Here is a 21,606-nt window from a genome sequence, read left to right as displayed (position 1 = left end):
CGCTTTTTCACGTCCTGCGGGGGCGGCATGGGGGTGGACAGGTCTGGATGACGCTGAGGTTTACGGGCGAGGGTCCCAGCCCGGAGGATGTGCTGGGGGCGACAGAGCAGTTTTACGGCCTGGCGGTAATGGAGCTTTACCGCACCATCGGCGCGATCCGGGCCGGGGAATTCACCGAGGTCAGGGCAGCGCAGACGGCGATCCGCGATCTTCGCGCGACGGCGGTGCAGGTGCTGGAAGAAAGGGGCAAAGTTGACAAACTCCGCAAGCAGATTGCCGGCCATGTCGGGGCCGGAGGGGCACTCGACCTTGACGGGGCCCGAGCTGAAATCGGGCGCCGCCTGGCTTGCCTCCGCAACGCCGGAGGAGGTGGATGAGTTCCTCTCGGGGCTGAGCCAGAACGCGCTGCTGGCGCTGCCCTGGATGTTCGAGTTCTGGGCGCTGCCGCACCAGCTGCCGCCGCGCGGGGCCTGGAAGACCTGGGTCATCATGGGCGGGCGCGGCGCGGGCAAGACGCGGGCGGGCTCGGAATGGGTGCGGGCGCAGGTCGAGGGCGCGGGGCCGGGCGATCCGGGCCGGTGCAGACGGGTGGCGCTGGTCGGCGAGACGGTGGACCAGGTGCGCGAGGTGATGGTGATGGGCGAAAGCGGGATCATCGCCTGCTCGCCCCCCGACCGGCGGCCGGAATGGCATATGACGCGCCAGCAGCTGATCTGGCCGAATGGCGCGGTGGCGCAGGTCTTTTCCGCACACGATCCCGAGGCGATGCGGGGACCGCAGTTCGATGCGGCCTGGGCGGATGAGCTGGGCAAGTGGAAGAAGGGGGCGGAGGCCTGGGACCAGCTGCAGTTCGCGCTGCGGCTGGGGCAGAACCCGCAGGCGGTGGTCACGACGACGCCGCGCAACGTGGGGGTGCTGAAGGCGATATTGAAGAACCCGTCCTCGGTGGTGACCCATGCGCCGACCGAGGCGAACCGGGCCTATCTGGCGGAAAGCTTCCTGACCGAGGTGCAGGCGCGCTATGGCGGCTCGCACCTCGGCCGGCAGGAGTTGGAGGGCGTGCTGGTCGAGGAGGAGGAAGGGGCGCTCTGGACCATGGCCATGCTGGAGGCGGCGCGGGTGGATGCCGTTCCGGCGTTCAACCGGGTGGTGGTGGCGGTGGATCCGCCGGTCACCGGCATGAAGTCCAGCGATGCATGCGGGATCGTGGTCGTGGGGGCCGATACGCGCGGGGAGCCGAAGGACTGGCGCGCGGTGGTGCTGGAGGATGCCTCGGTGCAGGGGGCCTCGCCGGAGGGCTGGGCAAGGGCGGCGCTGGCGGCGATGGAGCGGCATGGGGCGGACCGGCTGGTGGCCGAGGTGAACCAGGGCGGCGATCTGGTGGAACGGCTGGTGCGGATGGTGGACCCGCTGGTGCCCTATCGCGGCGTCCATGCAACGCGGTCGAAGATGCTGCGGGCCGAGCCGGTGGCGGCGCTGTATGAGCAGGGGCGGGTCGGCCATATGCGGGGCCTGGGGGCGCTGGAGGACCAGATGGTCCGGATGACGGCGACGGGCTGGAAGGGGACGGGATCGCCCGACCGGCTGGATGCGCTGGTCTGGGCGCTGACCGACCTGATGCTGAACCCGTTGCAGGGCGGGCGGCCGAGCGTTCGGTCGCTTTAGAGGATCTTCTCGATCGAGAGGTCATATGGCCGGGCGCTTCAGGCAGCCCGGGCCGGGCAGGCATTGCCTGAAGCATGAGGGAGCGCGAGATGGTGTTCGATTTTCTGCGGAAGGCCCCGGTGCCGGTGCCGGAGCGCAAGGCCAGTGCGGTGGGGCGGGTGATCGCCTGGGGCAATGCGGGCCGCGTGGCCTGGAGCCCGCGGGACGTGGGCTCGCTGACGCGGACTGGGTTCCAGGGCAACCCGGTGGGGTTCCGCGTGGTGCGGCTGATCGCCGAGGCGGCGGCGGCGCTGCCGCTGGTCTGCCAGACGCATGCGCAACGCTTCGAGACGCATCCGGTGCTGGGGCTGATCGGGCGGCCGAACGGGGCGCAGGGCCGGGCGGAGTTCCTGGAAGCGGTCTATGGCTATCTGTTGCTGTCGGGGAACGCCTATGTCGAGGCGGTGCCGGGCCTGGGCGCGGTTCCGGGCGAGCTGCATGTGCTGCGGTCGGACCGGATCAACCTGGTGCCGGGGGCGGACGGCTGGCCGGTGGGTTATGACTACACGGTCGGCGGGCGGACGCATCGCTATGACGTGACCGGCGAGACGAGCCCGATCTGTCATCTGAAGACCTTCCATCCGCAGGACGACCACTACGGATTCTCTCCGATGCAGGCGGCGGCGGTGGCGGTGGATGTGCACAACTCGGCGAGCGCCTGGTCGAAGGCGCTTCTGGACAATGCGGCGCGGCCTTCGGGGGCGATCGTCTACAAGGGGGCGGATGGGGCGGCCTCGCTGTCTTCGGACCAGTATGACCGGCTGGTGAGCGAGATGGAGGCGCATCATCAGGGCGCACGGAATGCGGGGCGGCCGATGCTCTTGGAAGGGGGGCTGGACTGGAAGCCGATGGGGTTCTCGCCGTCGGACATGGAGTTCCAGAAGACCAAGGAGGCCGCGGCGCGGGAGATCGCGATCGCCTTCGGGGTGCCGCCGATGCTCTTGGGGATTCCGGGGGATGCGACCTATTCCAACTACCAGGAGGCGAACCGGGCCTTCTACCGGCTGACGGTGCTGCCCTTGGCGACGAAAGTGCTGGCGGACCTTGCGCATTGGCTCTCGGGGTTCGCGGGCGAGGCGGTGGAGCTGAAGCCCGACCTTGACCAGGTGCCTGCCCTGGCGAGCGAGCGGGACCAGCAATGGGCGCGGGTCGCGGCGGCGGAATTCCTCACGGTGGCGGAGAAGCGGATGCTTCTGGGCCTGCCGAAGCTGGCGGAGGCGGAATGACCCCGCGGCGGTCCGAGGGCGGTTCGCGTTTCCTCTACGACAGTTTCGACGCGGCGGCGGCGCGGATCGAGGCCAACGAGCGGGTCGCGGAGGAGCGCTGGGCCGGGCTGGAATACCGGCTGGGGCAGATCGAGACGACGCTGGAGCGGTTGGAGAAACGGATCTGGGTCGGCGTCTACGGGGTGGCGGCCTTCCTGATGGCGCAGATGGCCGAGACGGTAGTTCAGGCGGCGATGAGGTGAGGCGATGAGAGATTGGGGAGCGCCCGAGCGCAAGTTCCACCGGCCCGAGGCGGGGCTGGTGGTGAGCGAGGGGCATGTGGTCGAGGGCTATGCTTCGCTGTTCGGCAAGGCCGACCAGGGCGGCGACATCGTGCGGAAGGGCGCCTATGCGGCGAGCCTGAAGCGGTTGGCGGCGCGGAGCGGCCGGGTCAAGATGCTATGGCAGCATGACCCGGGCCAGCCCATCGGCGTCTGGGACGAGGTGCGCGAGGATGCCACGGGCCTTTGGGTCAAGGGGCGCATCCTGCCGCAGGTGGAGCGGGGCCGCGAAGTTGCGGCTCTGGTCCAGGCGGGGGCCATCGACGGGCTGTCCATCGGCTATCGCACGGTCAGGGCGGAACGCGACGGCAAGGGCCAGCGCCTGTTGTCGGAGCTCGAGCTTTGGGAGGTGTCGCTGGTGACCTTCCCGATGCTGCCCGAGGCGCGGGTCGCGGCCAAGGCGGAGGCGCTGGACGACGGCTGGCGTCACATCGCGGCGGTGTTCGAGGACGCGCGGCGGAGCCTGGCCGGGCTATAGCGCGGGGTTCTTCAGACGCCCCCCACCCCCATCCCCTCCCCACGAGGGGGAGGGGAGGCGCGGGGTCTGACGCCGAGTTCTGGTTGAAAGCGAGAGGAACGAGACGATGACCGAGACGAAGGCTCGGGCCGGGGAAGGTGTGTCCCCCGCCCAATCGCCGGCTGCGGAGGCCAAGGCCGCCATGGCGGGTTTCCTGAAAGAATTCAGTAGCTTTCAGGACGAAGTGAAATCAACGCTGAAACATCAGGAAGAGCGACTGACCATGCTGAACGCAAAGACGATGACCTATGGCCGCCCCGCGCTTTCGGCCCGCGCGGAGGTGGAAGTCCCGCACCAGAAGGCGTTCAACGCCTATCTGCGGTCGGGCGACGACGACGGGCTGCGCGGCCTTACGCTGGAAGGCAAGGCGATGTCCTCGGCCGTGGCGGCCGATGGCGGCTATCTGGTCGATCCGCAGACGGCGGACCGCATCCAGTCGATGCTCTTGTCCACCTCCTCGTTGCGGTCGGTGGCCAATGTGGTGCAGGTCGAGGCCACCTCGTTCGACGTGATCGTGGATCGCAGCGAGGTGGGTTCGGGCTGGGCCACCGAGGCGGCTGCCACCACCGAGACCGCGACGCCGGTGATCGAGCGCATCTCGATCAAGCTGCACGAGCTGGCGGCGATGCCGAAGGCCAGCCAGCGACTTCTGGACGACAGCGCCTTCGATGTCGAAGGCTGGCTGGCCGAGAAGATCGCCACGCGCTTCACCCGCGCCGAGGCTGCGGCCTTCATCAACGGGGATGGGGTGGACAAGCCGAAGGGCATCCTGCTGCCCAACAAGGTGGCGAACGCCTCCTGGACCTGGGGCAATATCGGCTATGTCCCGACCGGGGCCGCGGCGGATTTCGCCACCACCAACGCGGCGGACTGCATCGTCAACCTGGTCTATGCGCTGGGCGCGGATTATCGGGCGAACGGCAGCTTCGTGATGAACTCCAAGACCGTGGGCGCGGTGCGCAAGATGAAGGATGCCGACGGCCGCTTCCTGTGGTCGGACGGTCTGGCGGCGGGCGAGCCCTCGCGGCTGATGGGCTATCCGGTGCTGGTCTGCGAGGACATGCCGGACGTGGGCGCGAACAGCTATCCCCTCGCCTTCGGCGACTTCCGCGCCGCCTATACCATCGCGGAACGCCCGGACCTGCGCATCCTGCGCGATCCGTTCTCGGCCAAGCCGAACGTGCTGTTCTACGCCAACAAGCGCGTCGGCGGCGACATCACCGACTATGCGGCGGTGAAGCTGCTGAAAGTCGCGGTGTCGTGACGCTTTGGCCCGGTCCCTTCGGGGGCCGGGCCTATCGAGCCGTGCCTTACAGCAACGACCCGGCCGCAGGCGGAGAACTGAACATGATGTTGACCGAAGAAACCCCGGTGCCCTCGCTGGCGCTGCCGGTGGAGGAGATGAAGCACCATCTGCGGATGGGCTCGGGCTTTGCCGAGGACGGGTTGCAGGACGGGCTGATCGAGACCCATCTGCGCGCCGCGCTGGCGGCGATCGAGGGGCGGATCGGCAAGATGCTGTTCCAGCGCCGCTTCCTCTGGGTGCTGGAGGGATGGCGCGACGAGGAGCAGGCGCTGCCGGTGGCCCCGGTGTCGAGCGTGGTGAGCGTGACGCTGGCCGATGCGGCGGGGGGCGAGGTGGTGGTGCCGGCGGGGGCGTTCCGCTTGGTGAAGGACCTGCACCGGCCGCGGCTGGCAGGCCGGGGCGGCGCGCTGCCGGCGATCCCGGGCGAGGGGGTGGCGAAGGTCGTGTTCGAGGCGGGTTTCGGCCCGGCCTGGACCGACATTCCGGTGGACCTGCGGCAGGCGGTGCTGCTGCTGGCCGGGGAATATTACGAGCACCGGCACGACGACGGCGCGCAGGCGGCGGGGCTGCCTTTCGGGGTTGTGGCGCTGATCGAGCGTTGGCGGACGGTGCGCATCCTGGGCGGGGGGCGGAAATGAAGGCGCCGCATCTGAACCGGGCGCTGGTGCTGGAAGGGGTGGTGCGCACCCCGGACGGCGCGGGCGGTTTCACCGAGGCCTGGGCCGCGCTGGGCACGCTGTGGGCCGAGGTCCTGCCGGGGTCGGGGAGCGACACGCTGGGCGAGGAGCGGATGCTGTCGGCGGTGCCCTACCGGGTGACGGTGCGGGGGGGCCCGGTCGGGGCCGGCTCGCGCCCCAGGGCGGGGCAGCGGTTCCGCGAGGGGCTGCGCCTGTTCCTGATCCAGGCGGTGGCCGAGCGCGATCCGCAGGGGCGCTACCTGACCTGTTTCGTCCGAGAGGAGGTGCCGAAATGAGCTATGGTGCAGCACCCGCCCTGCAGACGGCGGTGTTCCAGCGGTTGTCGGCCTGGCCCGCGCTGGCGGGGGTGGCGATCCATGACGCGGTACCTCCGGCCGTCAGCGGGACCTTCGTGCTGGTCGGGCCGGAGGAGGCGCGGGACCAGTCGGACAAGACGGGGGCCGGGGCCGAGCATCAGCTGGTGATCAGCGTGATCACCGATGCGGCCGGGTTCCTGTCGATCAAGACCGTGGCCGCCGAGATTTCCGACGCGTTGGTCGGCGCGCCCCTGGCCCTGAGCCGGGGGGCGCTGGTGAGCCTGTTCTTCCTGCGGGCCAGCGCCCGGCGGATCGAGGAGGGCGAGACGCGGCGGATCGACCTGACCTTCCGGGCGCGGGTTCAGTTGTAGCGGCCCCCCACCCCCAGCCCCTCCCCACGAGGGGGAGGGGAGGCGCCTGGCGCCACCCCACATCGCATGACGGAGAGCGAACATGGCTGTGCAAAGCGGCAAGGATCTGCTGATCAAGATCGACCAGACCGGGGACGGCCAGTTCGTCACCATCGCGGGCCTTCGGGCGACGCGGATCAGCTTCAACACGGAATCGGTGGATGTGACCAGCCTGGAAAGTCAGGGCGGCTGGCGCGAGCTGCTGGCGGGGGCGGGGGTGAAGTCGGCGGCGATCTCCGGCTCGGGCGTGTTCCGGGACGAGAACACCGACGAGCGGGCGCGGCAGGTGTTCTTCAACGGAGAAATCCCGGATTTCCAAGTGGTGATCCCGAGTTTCGGCGTGATCGAGGGGCCGTTCCAGATCACCTCGATCGAATATTCGGGCAGCCACAACGACGAGGCGAGCTACGAGATGGCCATGGCCTCGGCCGGGGCGCTGACCTTCACGGCGCTTTGACATGGCGAACCCCTGGGCGGGAGAGGTGGCGATCCGGCTGGACGGCCAGCGCCATGTGGCGAAGCTGACGCTGGGCGCGCTGGCCGAGCTGGAGGAGGCGCTGGAGACGGGGTCGCTGCTGGACCTGGTGCAGCGGTTCGAGGAGCGGCGGTTTTCCACGCGGGACGTGCTGGCGCTGATCGTCGCCGGGCTGCGGGGCGGGGGGTGGCAGGGTTCGGCGGCGGACCTGTTGCGGGTCGAGATCGGCGGTGGCCCGGTCGAGGCGGCGCGGGCGGCGGCGGAGCTGCTGGCGCGGGCCTTCGCGCTGCCGGGCGAGCCGTGAGGGGGATCGACTGGCCGGGGCTGATGCAGGCGGGGCTGCATGGGCTGGGGCTGGAACCGGCGGTCTTCTGGCGGCTCACGCCGGTGGAACTGAAGATCATGCTGGGGCGGGAGGGTCTGGTCCCGCCCCTGACACGCGCGCGGCTGGCGGAGTTGGCGGCGGCGTTTCCGGATGTGAGGAAGGATGAGCGCGATGGCGGATATCGGAACGATGCAGGAGCAGCTTCAGGCGCTTGAGGCGCAGCTGGGCAGTTCCGTGTCGATGGTGGCGGCGTTCGATGGCGAGCTTTCGCGGATGCGGGAGACGATGGTCTTCACCGGGCGCGAGGTGAACACGCTGTCGAGCGGGATCGGCGGCGGGTTGCGGAAGGCGTTCGACGGGCTGGTCTTCGACGGGATGAAGCTGAACGATGCGCTGAAGTCGGTGGCGAGCACCATCGTGGACACGGTCTATTCCATCGCGATGAAGCCGGTGACCGGGGCGCTGGGCGGGCTTCTGGCGCAGGGCGTGGCCGGGGTCATGGGGGCGGGGATGCCCTTCGCCAATGGCGGGGCCTTCAGCCAGGGCCGGGTGATGCCCTTTGCCAAGGGCGGGATCGTCGGGGCCCCAACGGCCTTTCCGATGCGGGGCGGGATGGGGCTGATGGGCGAGGCGGGGCCCGAGGCGATCATGCCGCTGGCGCGCGGCCCCGATGGCAGGCTGGGCGTGCAGGCGGGCGGGGGCAGGGCGGTCAACGTGGTGATGAACATCACGACCCCGGACGTGCAGGGCTTCCAGCGCAGCCAGAGCCAGGTTGCCGCCCAGATCGGCGGCGCGCTCTCGCGCGGTCAACGCAATCGCTGAGGGAAGACGATGGCATTTCACGAGATACGTTTCCCCGCGAACCTGAGCTTCGGCTCGGTCGGCGGGCCGGAGCGGCGGACCGAGATCGTCACGCTGGCGAACGGGTTCGAGGAGCGGAACACCCCCTGGGCCCATTCGCGCAGGCGCTACGACGCGGGCGTGGGTCTGCGCTCGCTGGACGATGTGGCGGTGCTGATCGCCTTCTTCGAGGCGCGGGCGGGGCAGTTGCACGGGTTCCGCTGGAAGGACTGGTCCGATTTCCGGTCCTGTGCGCCCTCGGCCACTCCGGGACCGGAGGACCAGCTGGTCGGCATCGGCGACGGGGAGACGGCGGTGTTCCGGCTGCAGAAGACCTATGTCTCGGGCTTGCAGAGCTATGTCCGGCCGATCCTGAAGCCGGTGGCGGGCACGGTGGCCGTGGCGCTGGCGGGCGATCCGAAGGTCGAGGGCGTCGAGTTCGACGTCGATGTCGAGACCGGCGAGATCAGCTTTGCGGTGCCGCCGGATCTGGGGGTGCGGATCACGGCGGGGTTCGAGTTCGACGTGCCGGTCCGCTTCGATACGGATGCGATCCAGACCTCGGTCGCCTCGTTCCAGGCGGGCGATGTGCCGACGGTCCCGGTGGTGGAGATCCGGCTATGAGCGCAGGGGACCTGTATCGGCATCTGGAAAGCGGGGCGACGACGGTTTGCCGGGCCTGGATGGTGACGCGGCGGGATGGGGTGGTGCTGGGCTTTACCGACCACGACCGCGACCTGATGCTGCGGGGCGTGACCTGCCGGGCCGATACCGGCATGACGGCGCGGGCCCTGCAGCAGACGACGGGGCTTTCGGTGGACAATTCCGAGGCGATGGGTGCGCTGAGCGCCGCGGCGATCACCGAGGCGGATATCCTGACGGGGCGGTTCGACGGGGCCGAGGTGCGGGCCTTCCTGGTCAACTGGGCCAGGCCGGAGGACCATATCGAGCAGTTCCGCGGCTCGCTGGGGGAGATCGAGCGGGCGGGGGGCAGTTTCCGGGCCGAGTTGCGCGGGCTGACCGAGGTGTTGAACCAGCCGCAGGGGCAGGCCTATCTGCCGCGCTGCTCGGCCGTGCTGGGCGATGGCCGCTGTCGGTTCCAGATCGGCCAGCCGGGGTATTTCGCGGTCAGGGCGGCGGAGGAGGTCGAGGACGGACGCGTGTTCCGCTTCGCCGGTTTCGCTGGCTTCGACGATGGCTGGTTCACCCATGGCCGGTTCGAGGTGATCTCGGGCGCGGCCGTGGGTCTGGTGGGGCTGGTGAAGAGCGACAGGCTTGCGGGCGGGGGACGGCGGATCGAGCTGTGGCAGTCGATCGGGGCCGAAGTCGTGGCGGGCGATCAGCTGCGGCTGGTCGCGGGCTGCGACAAGGCGGTCGGGACCTGCCGGGAAAAGTTCGCCAACTTCCTGAATTTCAGGGGCTTTCCACATATCCCCGGCGAGGATTGGCTGGCATCCTATCCGGTCTCCGGGCGGCCCAATTCGGGTGGGCGCAGGGTCTCGGGGGGTGGAACGTGACATGCCTTGTCGTGGCCGAGGCGCGGAGCTGGATCGGCACGCCCTATCTGCACCAGGCCAGCGCCCAGGGGGCCGGGGCGGATTGCCTGGGGCTGTTGCGAGGCCTGTGGCGCAGCATCCATGGCAAGGAGCCGGAGGCGGTGCCGCCCTATACCGAGGACTGGGCCGAACCCGATCGCCGCGAGGTCCTGCTGGAGGCCGCGAGGCGCTGGCTGGTCGAGAGGCCGCTGGCCCTGGAGGCGCCGGGCGATGTGCTTCTGTTCCGCATGCGGAGCGGCGGTATCGCCAAGCATCTGGGAATCCAGTCCGAAATCGGCACTGAGGCCCGGTTCATCCATTCCTATAGCGGGCAGGGTGTCGTCGAAAGCCCGCTGTCGCAGCCCTGGCGGCGCAGGATCGCCGCCCGGTTCGCCTTTCCTGAAGGAGCCGATTGATGGCAACTCTACTTCTCTCGGCCGCCGGTGCAGCCGTCGGCGCGGGTTTCGGCGGCACGGTGCTGGGCCTTTCGGGGGCGGTCATCGGCCGGGCGATCGGCGCGACGCTGGGCCGGGCGATCGACCAGCGTCTCCTGGGCGCCGGGTCCGACCCTGTGGATGTGGGCCGCATCGACCGGCTGCGACTGACCGGCGCGGGCGAGGGGGCGGCGATCGGGCAGGTCTGGGGCCGGATGCGGCTGGCCGGGCAGGTGATCTGGGCGACCGAGTTCAAGGAGTCGGTCCAGCGCCGACGCTCGGGCAAGGGGGCGCCGAAGCCGAAGGTCAACGACTACAGCTACTCGGTCAGCCTGGCGATTGCGCTGTGCGAGGGCGAGATCCTGCGGGTGGGGCGGATCTGGGCGGATGGCAACGAGATCTCGGCCAGCGACCTGAACCTGCGGGTCTATCCCGGCAGCGAGACGCAGTTGCCCGATGCGCTGATCGAGGCGGTCGAGGGGACAGGCCGCGCGCCGGCCTATCGCGGTCTGGCCTATGTGGTGATCGAGGACCTGGAGCTGACGCCCTACGGCAAAAGGGTGCCGCAGTTCAACTTCGAGGTTGTCCGCGCGGCCCAGGGTCCGGCGGTGGCGCAGGGGGCGACGCTGGACACGGCGGTTCGCGCGGTGGCGCTGATTCCGGGGACGGGGGAATATGGGCTGGCGACGACTGCGGTGCATTATGCCGAGGCGCCGGGGCGCAACCGTTCGGCGAACGTGCACTCGCCTTCGGGGATGACGGATTTCGCGACCAGCCTTGAACAGCTGGACAGCGAGCTGCCGATGGCGGGTTCGGTCTCGCTGGTGGTGTCCTGGTTCGGCAGCGACCTGCGCTGCGGCGCCTGCGCCGTACGGCCGAAGGTCGAACAGAAACTGCGCGAGGGCGTTCCGATGATCTGGCGGGCGGGGGGCCTCACCCGCGCCGGGGCCGGGGAGGTGCCGAAGGTCGAGGGCAAATCGGTCTACGGCGGCAGTCCGGCGGATGCCTCGGTGATCGAGGCGATCCGGGCGCTGAAGGCGGCGGGGAAGGAGGTGATGTTCTACCCCTTCCTGCTGATGGACCAGATCGAGGGCAACAGCCTGCCGGACCCCTGGACCGGGGCCACGGGACAGCCGAGACTGCCCTGGCGCGGGCGGGTGACGTTGTCGGTCGCGCCGGGGCGCGAGGGGAGCCCGGACCGCTCGGCCGCTGCGGCTGCGGAAGTCGCGACCTTCTTCGGTGCGGCCGAGGTTGGCCATTTCTCGGTGCAAGGCGAAACGGTTTCCTATTCCGGCCCGCAGGACTGGGGAGATCGGCGGTTCGTCCTGCATTACGCCCATCTTTGCGCAGCGGCGGGAGGGGTGGAGGCGTTCTGCATCGGCTCGGAGATGCGGGGGCTGACCCAGATCCGCGGTGCAGGCGACAGCTTTCCGGCAGTCGAGGCATTTCGGCAACTGGCCCGGGACGTGCGCCTGATCCTGGGGCCCGAGACCCGGATCAGCTATGCCGCCGACTGGTCGGAATACTTCGGCCTGCATGCCGACGGGAACGTGTATTTCCACCTGGATCCGCTGTGGGCCGATCCCGAGATCGATTTCATCGGGATCGACAACTACATGCCGGTCTCGGACTGGCGGGAGGGCGAGGATCATGCGGATGCCGCCTGGGGGGCGGTGCATGACCTGGATTATCTGAAGGCCAACATCGCGGGCGGCGAGGGGTTCGACTGGTACTACGACAGCCCCGAAGGCGCTGCGGCGCAACAGCGGTTGCCGATCACCGATGGCGCGTTCGGAGAGGATTGGGTGTTTCGCGTCAAGGACCTGCGGTCCTGGTGGTCCAACCTGCACCATGATCGCGTGGCGGGCGTCCGCAGCGCGACCCCGACGGCCTGGGTTCCGGGGTCGAAGCCGATCCGCTTTACCGAATACGGCTGCGCGGCGGTCGACAAGGGGACGAACCAGCCCAATCGTTTCCTGGACCTGGCCTCCTCGGAATCCGGCCTTCCGGCCTGGTCCAGCGGCCGCCGCGACGACCTGATGCAGATGCAATATCTGCTGGCGATGCGGGCCTTCTGGACGGATCCGGCGAACAACCCGCAGTCCCTGCTTTACGACGGGCCGATGGTCGATTTCGACCGCGCCCATGCCTGGGCCTGGGATGCGCGGCCCTTCCCCGAGTTTCCGGGCCAGGTCGAGGTTTGGAGCGATGGCGGCAATTATGGCCGGGGGCACTGGCTGAACGGCCGGGCGACGAACCAGCCGCTGGCCCAGGTGGTGGCCGAGATCTGCGAAGGCTCGGGCCTGGCGGAGGTGGACACCTCTGGTCTTTTCGGCGTGGTGCGCGGGTATCAGCAGGCCGAGGTGACCAGCGCGCGGGCGGCACTGCAACCGCTGATGCTGACCTTCGGCTTCGACGTGATCGAGCGCGACGGAAGGCTTGCCTTCCGCAACCGGACGGGGCGGGTGGACGGGCTGGTCGATGACGACGATCTGGTCTTGCTGCCCGACATGAACGGCAGTTTCGAGACGACCCGCGCCGCTGAAGTCGAGGTCTCGGGGCAGGTCCGCATCGGCTTTGTCGATGCGCAGTCGAGCTATGAGACCTGTTCGGCCGAGGCCCGGTTCCCGGACGAGGTCGCGCGGGGTGTGTCCCAGACCGAAATGCCGCTGGCGCTGACCCGGCCCGAGGCCCAGGCGACCGTGGACCGCTGGCTCTCGGAGGCGCGGGTGGCGCGCGATGCCGCGCGCTTCGCCCTGCCGAAGTCAAGGCTGGGCGTCGGGGCGGGAGATGTGATCGAATACCGGGGCCTGCGCTACCGGATCGACCGGATCGAGCAATCGGAGGCGCAGCTGATCGAGGCGGTCCGGATCGAGCCGGGTATCTACACGCCCGCAACGGGCGACGACACCATCGCCATCCGGGATTTCGTGGCGCCGGTCCCGGTGCTGCCGGTTTTCCTGGACCTGCCGCTCTTGACGGGGGGCGAGGTGCCGCACGCGCCGCATGTCGCGGTGACCTCGGATCCCTGGCCGGGCTCGGTGGCCGTCTGGTCGGCGGTCGCGGATGCCGGATACGAGCTGAACCGGCTGGTGGCGGCGCCGGCGGTGGTCGGTTTCACCGAAAGCGTGCTGCGGGCGGCTCCGGTCGGGCTTTGGGATCGGGGAGAACCGCTGCGGGTGCGGCTCTCGGCGGGTGAGCTTGCTTCCGCCAGCAGGGACGCGGTGCTGAACGGGACGAACGTCATGGCCATCGGCGACGGGTCGGCGGGCAAGTGGGAAGTCTTCCAGTTCGCCGAAGCGCAGCTGGTCGCGCCCGACACCTATGAGCTCTCGCTACGACTGCGTGGTCAGGCCGGGACCGATGGGGTGATGCCGCCGGAATGGCCCGTCGGCAGCACGTTGGTGCTGGTCGATCTTGCGCTGTCGCAGATCGAGCTGCCGCTTTCGGCCCGGGGCCTGGCCCGCCACTACCGGATCGGCTCGACCGCGCGGGGCTATGACGACGCCAATGTCGTGATGCGGATCGAGGCCTTCGACGGCATCGGGCTGCGCCCCTATCCCGTCGCGCATCTGCGGGCCGCAACGGATGCGGCTGGGACGCTGGTGGCGAGTTGGAAGCGCCGGACCCGGATCGACGGCGACAGCTGGCAATCGGCGGAGGTGCCGCTGGGCGAGGAGGAGGAAGCCTATCTGGTGCGGATCATTAAGGGCGATGCGGTCGTGGCGGAGTACGGGACCCAGGCGCCAGGCTTTGCCTATACCACCGCGCAGCGGCTCCATGACGGGGTGGGTGAGGCCTACCGGATCGCGGTGGCCCAGTTGTCCCGGCAGTTCGGGCCGGGGCCGTTCCGGTCTGTCGAGGTCGCGCCATGATCCGTCCGGTCACGGCTGGCGAGCTTTGTCTTCTGGCGCGGGTCCTGGTGCCCGCGCCAGAACAGGACCGGCCCGGACTTGCCGCCGGAATACTTGCGGAAACGCGGGCCGCTGCCGAGTATCTCGACCGCCACGGACGTCCGCATCCGCAGCTTGGGGATGGCTCCATCGCAGCGCGCTGTCTGCGGCTTTCGCCTCCTCCCGAAACCTTCTGCGATCCTCAATTCCTCCGGGCGCTGCAACTGGCCTGTGCTGTGCTCGTCCGGCATCTGGAAAGGTGATGGGATGATCCCCATTTTGCCAGTCGTCTCTCTCTTGCCGATTGTGCTAGAAGGAGAGGAGCAAGGAGAGGTCGCATGCTCGAGACCAGATCAAAGGTGACCGCAATCGATCCCGTCTGGCGGCGGGTCGGGGAAGAGGCGGTCGAAGCCATCCGCAACGAGCCCCTGCTCGGCGGGCTGATCCATTCCGGCCTCCTGCATCACTCGACGCTCGAGAAGGCGCTGGCCTATCGCTTCTCGCTGAAACTCGCCTCGGGCGAGATGAGCGAGCAGATCCTGCGCGAGATCGCGGATCAGGCCTATGAGACCGATCCCGAGATCGGAGCTGCCGCACGTTCCGACCTCATGGCGGTGTACGAGCGCGATCCGGCCTGCCACCGCTTCATGCAGCCGCTCCTTTTCTTCAAGGGGTATCAGGCCGTGCAGGCCTACCGCATCGGCCATTGGCTCTGGCAGACCGGCCGGACCGACATGGCCTATTTCGTCCAGATGCGCGTATCCGAGATGTTCGGCGTCGACATCCACCCCGCCGCGCGGATCGGCAAGGGCATCATGATCGACCATGCCCATTCCATCGTCATCGGTGAGACCGCGGTCGTCGGTGACAATGTCTCGATGCTGCATTCGGTCACCCTCGGCGGCACCGGCAAAGAGGACGGAGATCGCCATCCCAAGATCGGCAATGGCGTCCTGATCGGGGCGGGGGCCAAGGTTCTGGGCAACATCTCGGTCGGCCGATGCTCACGCATCGCGGCCGGTTCGGTGGTGCTGCAGGACGTTCCCCCGAACTCCACCGTTGCGGGGGTGCCCGCGAGGGTGGTGGGCAAGGCGGGCTGCGCGCAACCGGCGCTCACCATGGACCAGATCCTCCAGGGCGAGTGACCCGGCTTGAAAGACCTCCTGCGTTCCGTCGCCGCAAGGGTCACCGGGCAGGCCATCTCCCTTTTTGCCCGGTTCATGACCGCACCGCGCGCGATCTGGCAGGGGATCGAGCCGATACCCGTCCAGCGCGTCTACTACGCCAACCATTCCTCGAACGGCGATTTCGTCCTCCTCTGGACCGTCCTGCCCGCGCCGCTGCGCCGCTCGACCCGGCCCGTCGCGGCATTGGAATACTGGCTCACCTCGCCGCTCCGCGCCTTCATCGGCCGCGAGGTCTTCAACGCCGTCCTGATCGACCGCCGCCCCGAGGCGCGGACCGAGGATCCCGTCGCGCAGATGGTCGCGGCGCTGGATCAGGGGGCCTCGCTGATCCTCTTCCCCGAAGGCAAGCGCAACAGCTCGGACGAGGTGCTGTTGCCGTTCAAGTCGGGGCTTTACCACCTTGCGAAGGCGCGCCCCGAGGTGGACCTTGTCCCGGTCTGGATCGCCAATCTCAACAAGGTCATGCCCAAGGGCGAGGTCATCCCCGTGCCGCTGATCTGTACCTTGACCTTCGGCGCCCCCCTCCACCTGACCCAGGGCGAGGGCAAGGATGCCTTCCTCGCCCGCGCCGCGCAGGCGCTGCGGTCACTGCAGCCCCCGGTCCAGCCATGACCTCGCCACATCTTCTCTGGCTCCTCTCCGGCGTCGCCGCCATCCTGGTCCTGGCCTCCGCCCTGGGCGAGATTCTCCGCCGCCGCCTGTCGCCCCGGGGTGACAACCCGGTGATCGAGAACCTGAACGCCCGGATCAATGCCTGGTGGGTCATGGTGTTCTTCCTTGGCCTTGCCTTCCTGGTCGGCAAGCCCGGCGTCGTCCTTCTCTTCGCGCTGGCCTCCTTCGCCGCCCTGCGCGAGTTCCTGACGCTGACCCGCTACGACCGCGCGGATCACTGGTCGCTCCTCGGCTGCTTCTTCCTCGTGCTTCCGCTGCAGTACTACTTCGTCCTGACCGACTGGTACGGCATGTATTCGGTCTTCATCCCGGTCTACGCCTTCCTCCTCCTGCCCGTCGTCTCGGCCCTGCATGGGTCGACCAGGGACTTCCTCGTCCGCGTCTCCGAGACGCAATGGGCGCTGATGATCTGCGTCTACTGCGTAAGCCACGTCCCCGCGCTCCTCTACCTCCAGATCCCGGGATTCGAGGGTCGCAACGTCATCCTCATCGCCTATCTGATCTTCGTCGTGCAGCTCTCGGACGTCATGCAATACGTCTGGGGCAAGCTCGTCGGCCGCACCAGGGTCGCCCCGACCCTCTCACCCTCGAAGACCTGGGAGGGGCTGATCGGCGGCGCCCTCACCGCCAGCGCCGTCGGCACCGCGCTCTGGTGGATGACACCTTTCTCCCCGCTCCAGGCCGCCGGCATGTGCCTGCTGATCACCCTCATGGGCTTCTTCGGCGGCCTCGTCATGTCGGCCATCAAGCGCGACCGGGGGATCAAGGACTGGGGCCACCTGATCGCCGGGCACGGCGGCTTCCTCGACCGGCTCGACAGCGTGATCTTCGCCGCGCCGATCTTCTTCCACGTCACCCGCTGGCTCTGGTCCACCACATGAGCGAAGCCGAGAACCGCCGCCCCCTGACCTCGCGCAACTCTGCCTGGGCGGCACGGCTCGCCTCCTGGGCCGTTGCCAAGAGCCTGACCCCGAACCAGATTTCGCAGGCCTCGATGGCTTTCGCCGCCCTCGGCTTTGCCTTCTTCGCCCTCTCGACGCACGGCGGCATCCTGCAATTCCTCTGCCTGATCCTCGCCGCCGCCACCGTTCAGGCCCGCCTCGTCTGCAACCTGATCGACGGCATGGTCGCCATCGAGGCTGGCCGCGGCGCCAAGGACGGCCCGTTCTGGAACGAAGCCCCCGACCGCGTCTCCGACCTCCTCCTCTTCGCGGGCGCCGGCCTTGCCGCCCACCAGCCCGCCCTCGGCCTCCTCGCCGCGAGCCTCGCCATCGCCACCGCCTATATCCGCGAACTGGGCCGGGCCGAGGGCTTCCCGCCCGACTTCTCCGGCCCCCTCGCCAAGCCGCAGCGCATGGCGGTCCTCACCGCAGGCACCGTCCTCGCCGCCGTCTACGCAACCGGCTGGACCCTGAGCGTGACCCTCTGGATCATCGTGATCGGCACCGCCATCACGGTCCTCCGCCGCTCCCTTGGCCTGATCGACAAGCTCAAGCTTCGATAGAAAAAGGGGGCCGAACCGACCCCCTCCTTCCTCTTGGCGAAAATACTCTGCGGGGGTGCGGGGGTGCAAAACCCCCGCTCCTCGGGTTCAAGCCAGCATCACCATCGGGTTCTCCAGCGCCTCGATCACCGCCTTCAGGAACTCGGCCCCGAGTGCCCCGTCGATCACCCGGTGGTCCACCGACAGCGTCATCGACATGACCGTCGCCACCCCGATGGTCCCGTCCGCCAGCACGACCGGCTTCTTCACCCCCGCGCCGACCGCGAGGATCGAGCCATGCGGCGGATTGATCACCGCGTCGAAATTCTCGATCCCCATCATCCCCAGGTTCGAGATCGCAAACGACCCGCCCTGATACTCATGCGGCGCCAGCTTCTTCGACTTCGCCCGCGCGGCGAGGTCCTTCATCTCCGCCGAGAGCGCGCTCAGCGACTTCTTGTCGGCATCGCGCAGCACCGGGGTGAACAGGCCCCCCTCCACCGCCACCGCGACCGCCACGTCCGAGGGCTTCAACCGCAGCATCCGGTCGCCCGCCCAGACGGCGTTCGCATTTGGCACCGCCTGAAGCGCCATTGCGCAGGCCTTGATGATGAAGTCGTTCACGCTGAGCTTCACCCCGCGCCCTTCCAACTGCTTGTTCAGCTGCTCGCGGAAGGCCATCAGCGCGTCGAGCTTCACGTCCCGGCGCAGGTAGAAATGCGGGATGGTCTGCTTGGCCTCGGTCAGCCGCGCCGCAATCGTCCGGCGCATGCCGTCCAGCGGCACTTCCTCGTAGGCGCGGTCGGCATACATCTTCAGCACCACCTCGGTCGCCGGTCCCGTCGGCATCGCCGCCGTGGCCGCAACCGGGGCAGGGCTCACCTTCGGGGCTTCGGCTGCCGGAGCCGCCGCAGGCTTCGCCGCCCCCGGCTGAGCCCCCTCGACATCCGCCCGCACGATCCGGCCATGCGGACCCGAGCCCTTCACCGCCGTCAGGTCCAGACCCTTCTCCTTGGCGATCCGCCGCGCCAGGGGCGAGGCGAAGACCCGCGTGCCACCCGTCGCCGCCGGAGCGGGAGCCGTCGCCGGAGCCGCCGCCACTTCCGTACGTCGGGGTTCACCCCGACTCTCCGCCGCCGCCTTCGGCGCCGTAACCGCCGAAGCATCCTCCCCCTCGTCCAGCAGCACCGCGATGGGGGTGTTGACCTTCACCCCCGCCGAGCCCTCGGCGACTAGGAGCTTGCCGACGACACCCTCGTCGACCGCCTCGAACTCCATCGTCGCCTTGTCGGTCTCGATCTCGGCGATGACCTGGCCCGATTTTACCGCATCGCCTTCCTTCACCAGCCATTTCGCCAGCGTCCCCTCCTCCATCGTCGGAGACAGTGCCGGCATCAGAATTTGCGTAGCCATGACCTCACCTCAGCGATAGCAGACGGATTTGACGGCGGTGACGACCTCCGCCGGGGTGATCAGCGCGAACTTCTCCAGGTTCGCGGCATAGGGCATCGGCACGTCCTTGCCCGTGCAGGTCACGACGGGGGCATCCAGGTAATCGAAGGCCCGCTGCATGATCGTGCTGGCAAGGTGGTCGCCGATGGACCCGACCGGGAAGCCTTCCTCGACCGTCACGCAGCGGTTGGTCTTCATCACCGAAGCCAGCACCGTGTCATAGTCGATGGGGCGCAGCGTCCGCAGGTTGATCACCTCGGCGCTGATCCCTTCCTTGGCCAGATCCTCGGCTGCCGCCATGGCATGCGAACAGCCGATCCCGAAGGACACCACCGTCACATCCGTCCCCGGCCGCAGGATCGAGGCCTTGCCGAAGGGCACCACGAAATCGCCATCCACCGGCACCTCGAAGGACCGGCCATACAGGATCTCGTTCTCCAGGAAGACCACCGGGTTCGGATCGCGGATCGCCGACTTCAACAGCCCTTTCGCATCCGCCGCCGTATAGGGCATGCAGACCCGCAGGCCCGGGATCGCCGCATACCAGGCCGCATAATCCTGCGAATGCTGCGCCCCCACCCGCGCGGCCGCCCCGTTCGGACCGCGGAACACCATGGGCGAGCCCATCTGCCCCCCCGACATGTACAAGGTCTTCGCGGCCGAGTTGATGATGTGGTCGATGGCCTGCATCGCGAAGTTGAAGGTCATGAACTCGACGATCGGCTTCAGCCCGCCCCACGACGCCCCGGTCGCGATCCCGGCAAAGCCCATCTCGGTGATCGGCGTATCGACCACCCGCTTCGCCCCGAACTCGTCCAGCAGCCCCTGGGAAATCTTGTAGGCCCCCTGGTACTCGCCGACCTCTTCCCCCATCAGGAAGACCGTCGGGTCGGCGCGCATCTCCTCGGCCATCGCCTCGCGCAGGGCCTCGCGCACCGTCATCGTCTTGGTCGCGCCGGGGGGCAGGTCGGTATGCGGCCAGCCGCGCACCTCGGCGGGCGCCGGTGCTGGCGAGGGCGCGCTAGGGGCCGCCGCCACCGTCGCCGGAACCTCCGCTGCCGAGGCCGCAACCGCGACCGCCGCCGGGGCAGGGGCGTCGGAAACGCTCTCCCCTTCCTCGACCAGCACCGCAATCGGCGTGTTCACCTTCACGCCCGCCGTCCCCTCGGCCACCAGGATCTTGCCCACGGTGCCCTCATCCACCGCCTCGAATTCCATCGTCGCCTTGTCGGTCTCGATCTCGGCGATGATCTGCCCCGACTTGACCGTATCGCCTTCCTTCACCAGCCACTTGGCCAGCGTGCCTTCCTCCATGGTCGGAGAAAGCGCGGGCATGAGTACTTCGGTTGCCATGGTTTCCCCTCCCTCAGGCGTAGATATCGGTCCAGAGTTCCGCATTCGGCGGCTCCGGGCTGTCCTTGGCGAATTCGGCCGCGTCGTTGACGATGGCCTTGATCTCCTTGTCGATCGCCTTCAGTTCCTCGTCCGAGGCGAGCCCCCCCTGCGTCAGCAGGTCGCGGACATGCTCGATGCAGTCCTTCTCGGTCTTGATCTTCTCGACCTCTTCCCGCGTCCGGTATTTCGCCGGGTCTGACATCGAATGTCCGCGGTAGCGATAGGTCATCATCTCCAGGATATACGGCCCCTTGCCCGCCCGGCAGTGCGCGACGGCCTTCTCGCCGGCGGCCTTCACCGCCAGCACATCCATCCCGTCGACCTGCTCGCCCGGAATGCCATAGGCTTCGCCCCGGCCGAACAGCGTCACCGACTTGGTGGCGCGCTTCATGCTGGTGCCCATGGCGTACTGGTTGTTCTCGATGACGAAGACCACCGGCAGGTCCCAAAGCTCGGCCATGTTGTAGGTCTCGTAGACCTGGCCCTGGTTCGCCGCCCCGTCGCCGAAATAGGTGAAGGTCACGTTGTCGTTGCCGAGATACTTGTCGGCAAAGGCCAACCCCGCCCCCAGCGGCACCTGAGCGCCGACAATCCCGTGTCCGCCATAGAAATGTTTCTCTTTCGAGAACATGTGCATGGAGCCGCCTTTGCCCTTGGAATAGCCCCCGATGCGGCCCGTCAGTTCGGCCATCACGCCCTTGGCGTCCATCCCGCAGGCCAGCATATGCCCGTGGTCGCGGTAGCTCGTCACCCGCTTGTCGCCCTCTTTCGACGCAGCCTCCAGCCCGACGACCACCGCTTCCTGCCCGATATACAGGTGGCAGAAGCCGCCGATCAGGCCCATGCCGTACAGCTGGCCCGCCTTTTCCTCGAAGCGCCGGATCAGCAGCATCTCACGGTAGAACTTCAGCAACTCGTCCTTCGAGACGTTCGGCCTCGCGTCCGGTTTCTTCGCCATCGGGGCTCCTCCCAGGGGTCAGAATGGTTTAGCGTTAAACCATCCATACAGCATCGGCGAAAAAAGGGCCAATGCAAATTTCCCATGCGTCATGCGCTGCCGGAATGCGGCCCTGCGTCTGGCGAAAAGCTGCCGTGGGTGTCAGCGGATCGCGATCTCGTCTGCGCGCATGTAGCCCAGGACGTCGCGGGTCTGCTGGTCCAGAAGGTCGAGGTCGAGGTAATCGTCCGAAAGCCGGTGCGTCAGGTTCTGCATCTCGGCCAACTCGGCCGCCAGCCGGTCGCGCTCCTCGGAGAGGGCGGCGGCCTCGGCCTTGATGGCGACGCGGGCGAACATGCCGTAGTCGCCCTGCACGGCGGCGAAGGTGAAATAGATCCCAAGGGCAAAGGCCAGGACCAGATAGATCGCCCCGCCCAGCCCCCGATTGTATTGCGCTACAGCCATGCCCGCCTCGAAGCCCCTCGTTCAGCCGGGGGCCGT

26 protein-coding genes are annotated in these 21,606 nt (G+C 68.4%); 22 read left to right on the top strand and 4 right to left on the bottom strand.

Annotation, left to right across the window (positions count from 1 at the left end; translation table 11 throughout):
* Positions 1–47: 47 nt before the first annotated feature.
* From I7S92_RS14970 to I7S92_RS14870, 22 genes are all read left to right on the top strand, one after another.
* On the top strand, positions 48–377 hold the full coding sequence (locus I7S92_RS14970) for a hypothetical protein (RefSeq protein ID WP_197645766.1): 330 nt from the start codon (positions 48–50) through the stop codon (positions 375–377).
* On the top strand, positions 370–1,665 hold the full coding sequence (locus I7S92_RS14965; protein ID WP_453826611.1) for a DNA-packaging protein: 1,296 nt from the start codon (positions 370–372) through the stop codon (positions 1,663–1,665). The genes I7S92_RS14970 and I7S92_RS14965 overlap by 8 nt, the downstream gene beginning before the upstream one ends.
* Positions 1,666–1,754: 89 nt before the next feature.
* Positions 1,755–2,930: a phage portal protein gene (locus I7S92_RS14960; RefSeq protein WP_197645843.1), complete on the top strand. Its 1,176-nt coding sequence runs from the start codon at positions 1,755–1,757 to the stop codon at positions 2,928–2,930.
* Positions 2,927–3,172, top strand: a complete 246-nt coding sequence (locus I7S92_RS14955; protein WP_197645761.1) for a GTA head formation protein, RCAP_rcc01685 family — start codon at positions 2,927–2,929, stop codon at positions 3,170–3,172. Before I7S92_RS14960 ends, I7S92_RS14955 begins: the two co-directional genes overlap by 4 nt.
* A 4-nt stretch (positions 3,173–3,176) precedes the next feature.
* Positions 3,177–3,728 carry an HK97 family phage prohead protease gene (locus I7S92_RS14950; RefSeq protein ID WP_197645759.1) on the top strand — a complete coding sequence of 184 codons (552 nt, stop codon included), beginning with the start codon at positions 3,177–3,179 and terminating at the stop codon, positions 3,726–3,728.
* 106 nt (positions 3,729–3,834) lie between these two features.
* On the top strand, positions 3,835–5,031 hold the full coding sequence (locus tag I7S92_RS14945; protein WP_197645757.1) for a phage major capsid protein: 1,197 nt from the start codon (positions 3,835–3,837) through the stop codon (positions 5,029–5,031).
* A gap of 83 nt (positions 5,032–5,114) precedes the next feature.
* Positions 5,115–5,711 (top strand): head-tail connector protein, encoded by a 597-nt coding sequence (locus I7S92_RS14940; RefSeq protein ID WP_197645754.1) that lies wholly within the window; start codon positions 5,115–5,117, stop codon positions 5,709–5,711.
* On the top strand, positions 5,708–6,046 hold the full coding sequence (locus tag I7S92_RS14935; RefSeq protein WP_197645752.1) for a head-tail adaptor protein: 339 nt from the start codon (positions 5,708–5,710) through the stop codon (positions 6,044–6,046). The genes I7S92_RS14940 and I7S92_RS14935 overlap by 4 nt, the downstream gene beginning before the upstream one ends.
* Positions 6,043–6,438, top strand: coding sequence for a DUF3168 domain-containing protein (locus I7S92_RS14930; RefSeq protein ID WP_197645750.1), 396 nt, complete (start codon positions 6,043–6,045; stop codon positions 6,436–6,438). Before I7S92_RS14935 ends, I7S92_RS14930 begins: the two co-directional genes overlap by 4 nt.
* A gap of 82 nt (positions 6,439–6,520) precedes the next feature.
* Complete coding sequence (locus I7S92_RS14925; protein WP_197645748.1) at positions 6,521–6,934, top strand: phage major tail protein, TP901-1 family; 414 nt, start codon at positions 6,521–6,523, stop codon at positions 6,932–6,934.
* 1 nt (position 6,935) lies between these two features.
* Positions 6,936–7,256 carry a gene transfer agent family protein gene (locus I7S92_RS14920; RefSeq protein WP_197645746.1) on the top strand — a complete coding sequence of 107 codons (321 nt, stop codon included), beginning with the start codon at positions 6,936–6,938 and terminating at the stop codon, positions 7,254–7,256.
* Complete coding sequence (locus I7S92_RS14915; protein ID WP_197645743.1) at positions 7,253–7,492, top strand: rcc01693 family protein; 240 nt, start codon at positions 7,253–7,255, stop codon at positions 7,490–7,492. The genes I7S92_RS14920 and I7S92_RS14915 overlap by 4 nt, the downstream gene beginning before the upstream one ends.
* On the top strand, positions 7,449–8,099 hold the full coding sequence (locus I7S92_RS14910) for an RcGTA-type gene transfer agent tail tape measure protein (RefSeq protein WP_197645741.1): 651 nt from the start codon (positions 7,449–7,451) through the stop codon (positions 8,097–8,099). The genes I7S92_RS14915 and I7S92_RS14910 overlap by 44 nt, the downstream gene beginning before the upstream one ends.
* 9 nt (positions 8,100–8,108) lie before the next feature.
* Positions 8,109–8,741 (top strand): DUF2460 domain-containing protein, encoded by a 633-nt coding sequence (locus I7S92_RS14905; RefSeq protein WP_197645739.1) that lies wholly within the window; start codon positions 8,109–8,111, stop codon positions 8,739–8,741.
* Entirely contained in the window at positions 8,738–9,634 is an 897-nt protein-coding gene (locus tag I7S92_RS14900; RefSeq protein WP_197645737.1) for a phage/gene transfer agent baseplate hub protein, read from the top strand. Before I7S92_RS14905 ends, I7S92_RS14900 begins: the two co-directional genes overlap by 4 nt.
* Positions 9,631–10,068 carry a C40 family peptidase gene (locus I7S92_RS14895; protein WP_197645735.1) on the top strand — a complete coding sequence of 146 codons (438 nt, stop codon included), beginning with the start codon at positions 9,631–9,633 and terminating at the stop codon, positions 10,066–10,068. The genes I7S92_RS14900 and I7S92_RS14895 overlap by 4 nt, the downstream gene beginning before the upstream one ends.
* Positions 10,068–13,961: a baseplate multidomain protein megatron gene (locus I7S92_RS14890; RefSeq protein WP_197645733.1), complete on the top strand. Its 3,894-nt coding sequence runs from the start codon at positions 10,068–10,070 to the stop codon at positions 13,959–13,961. The genes I7S92_RS14895 and I7S92_RS14890 overlap by 1 nt, the downstream gene beginning before the upstream one ends.
* A complete protein-coding gene (locus I7S92_RS23580) occupies positions 13,958–14,242 on the top strand; it encodes a DUF7742 family protein (RefSeq protein WP_287872838.1) in 285 nt (94 codons plus the stop codon). Before I7S92_RS14890 ends, I7S92_RS23580 begins: the two co-directional genes overlap by 4 nt.
* Before the next feature lie 75 nt (positions 14,243–14,317).
* The gene (cysE, locus tag I7S92_RS14885) at positions 14,318–15,124 is read left to right on the top strand and encodes a serine O-acetyltransferase (protein ID WP_197645731.1); all 807 of its coding nucleotides are present in this window, start codon (positions 14,318–14,320) and stop codon (positions 15,122–15,124) included.
* A 75-nt stretch (positions 15,125–15,199) separates the two neighbouring features.
* Positions 15,200–15,778 carry a lysophospholipid acyltransferase family protein gene (locus I7S92_RS14880; protein ID WP_197645729.1) on the top strand — a complete coding sequence of 193 codons (579 nt, stop codon included), beginning with the start codon at positions 15,200–15,202 and terminating at the stop codon, positions 15,776–15,778.
* Complete coding sequence (locus I7S92_RS14875) at positions 15,775–16,719, top strand: phosphatidate cytidylyltransferase (RefSeq protein ID WP_197645727.1); 945 nt, start codon at positions 15,775–15,777, stop codon at positions 16,717–16,719. Before I7S92_RS14880 ends, I7S92_RS14875 begins: the two co-directional genes overlap by 4 nt.
* On the top strand, positions 16,716–17,342 hold the full coding sequence (locus I7S92_RS14870) for a CDP-alcohol phosphatidyltransferase family protein (protein ID WP_197645725.1): 627 nt from the start codon (positions 16,716–16,718) through the stop codon (positions 17,340–17,342). Before I7S92_RS14875 ends, I7S92_RS14870 begins: the two co-directional genes overlap by 4 nt.
* An 87-nt stretch (positions 17,343–17,429) precedes the next feature.
* Here I7S92_RS14870 and I7S92_RS14865 read toward each other — a convergent pair whose 3' ends face one another.
* From I7S92_RS14865 to I7S92_RS14850, 4 genes are all read right to left on the bottom strand, one after another.
* Entirely contained in the window at positions 17,430–18,734 is a 1,305-nt protein-coding gene (locus I7S92_RS14865) for a pyruvate dehydrogenase complex dihydrolipoamide acetyltransferase (RefSeq protein ID WP_197645723.1), read from the bottom strand.
* Between the two features lie 9 nt (positions 18,735–18,743).
* Positions 18,744–20,126 carry a pyruvate dehydrogenase complex E1 component subunit beta gene (locus I7S92_RS14860; RefSeq protein WP_197645721.1) on the bottom strand — a complete coding sequence of 461 codons (1,383 nt, stop codon included), beginning with the start codon at positions 20,124–20,126 and terminating at the stop codon, positions 18,744–18,746.
* A 13-nt stretch (positions 20,127–20,139) separates the two neighbouring features.
* Positions 20,140–21,126, bottom strand: a complete 987-nt coding sequence (gene pdhA, locus I7S92_RS14855; RefSeq protein ID WP_197645719.1) for a pyruvate dehydrogenase (acetyl-transferring) E1 component subunit alpha — start codon at positions 21,124–21,126, stop codon at positions 20,140–20,142.
* Positions 21,127–21,267: 141 nt separating this feature from the next.
* Positions 21,268–21,570 carry an FtsB family cell division protein gene (locus tag I7S92_RS14850; RefSeq protein WP_197645718.1) on the bottom strand — a complete coding sequence of 101 codons (303 nt, stop codon included), beginning with the start codon at positions 21,568–21,570 and terminating at the stop codon, positions 21,268–21,270.
* Positions 21,571–21,606 lie beyond the last annotated feature (36 nt).

Origin of the sequence: Tabrizicola soli, from assembly GCF_015999335.1 — a bacterium.
Lineage (GTDB): Bacteria > Pseudomonadota > Alphaproteobacteria > Rhodobacterales > Rhodobacteraceae > Tabrizicola > Tabrizicola soli.
The sequence above is the reverse complement of the archived record's forward strand: the minus strand, read 5'-3'. Positions and strand labels throughout refer to the sequence as shown.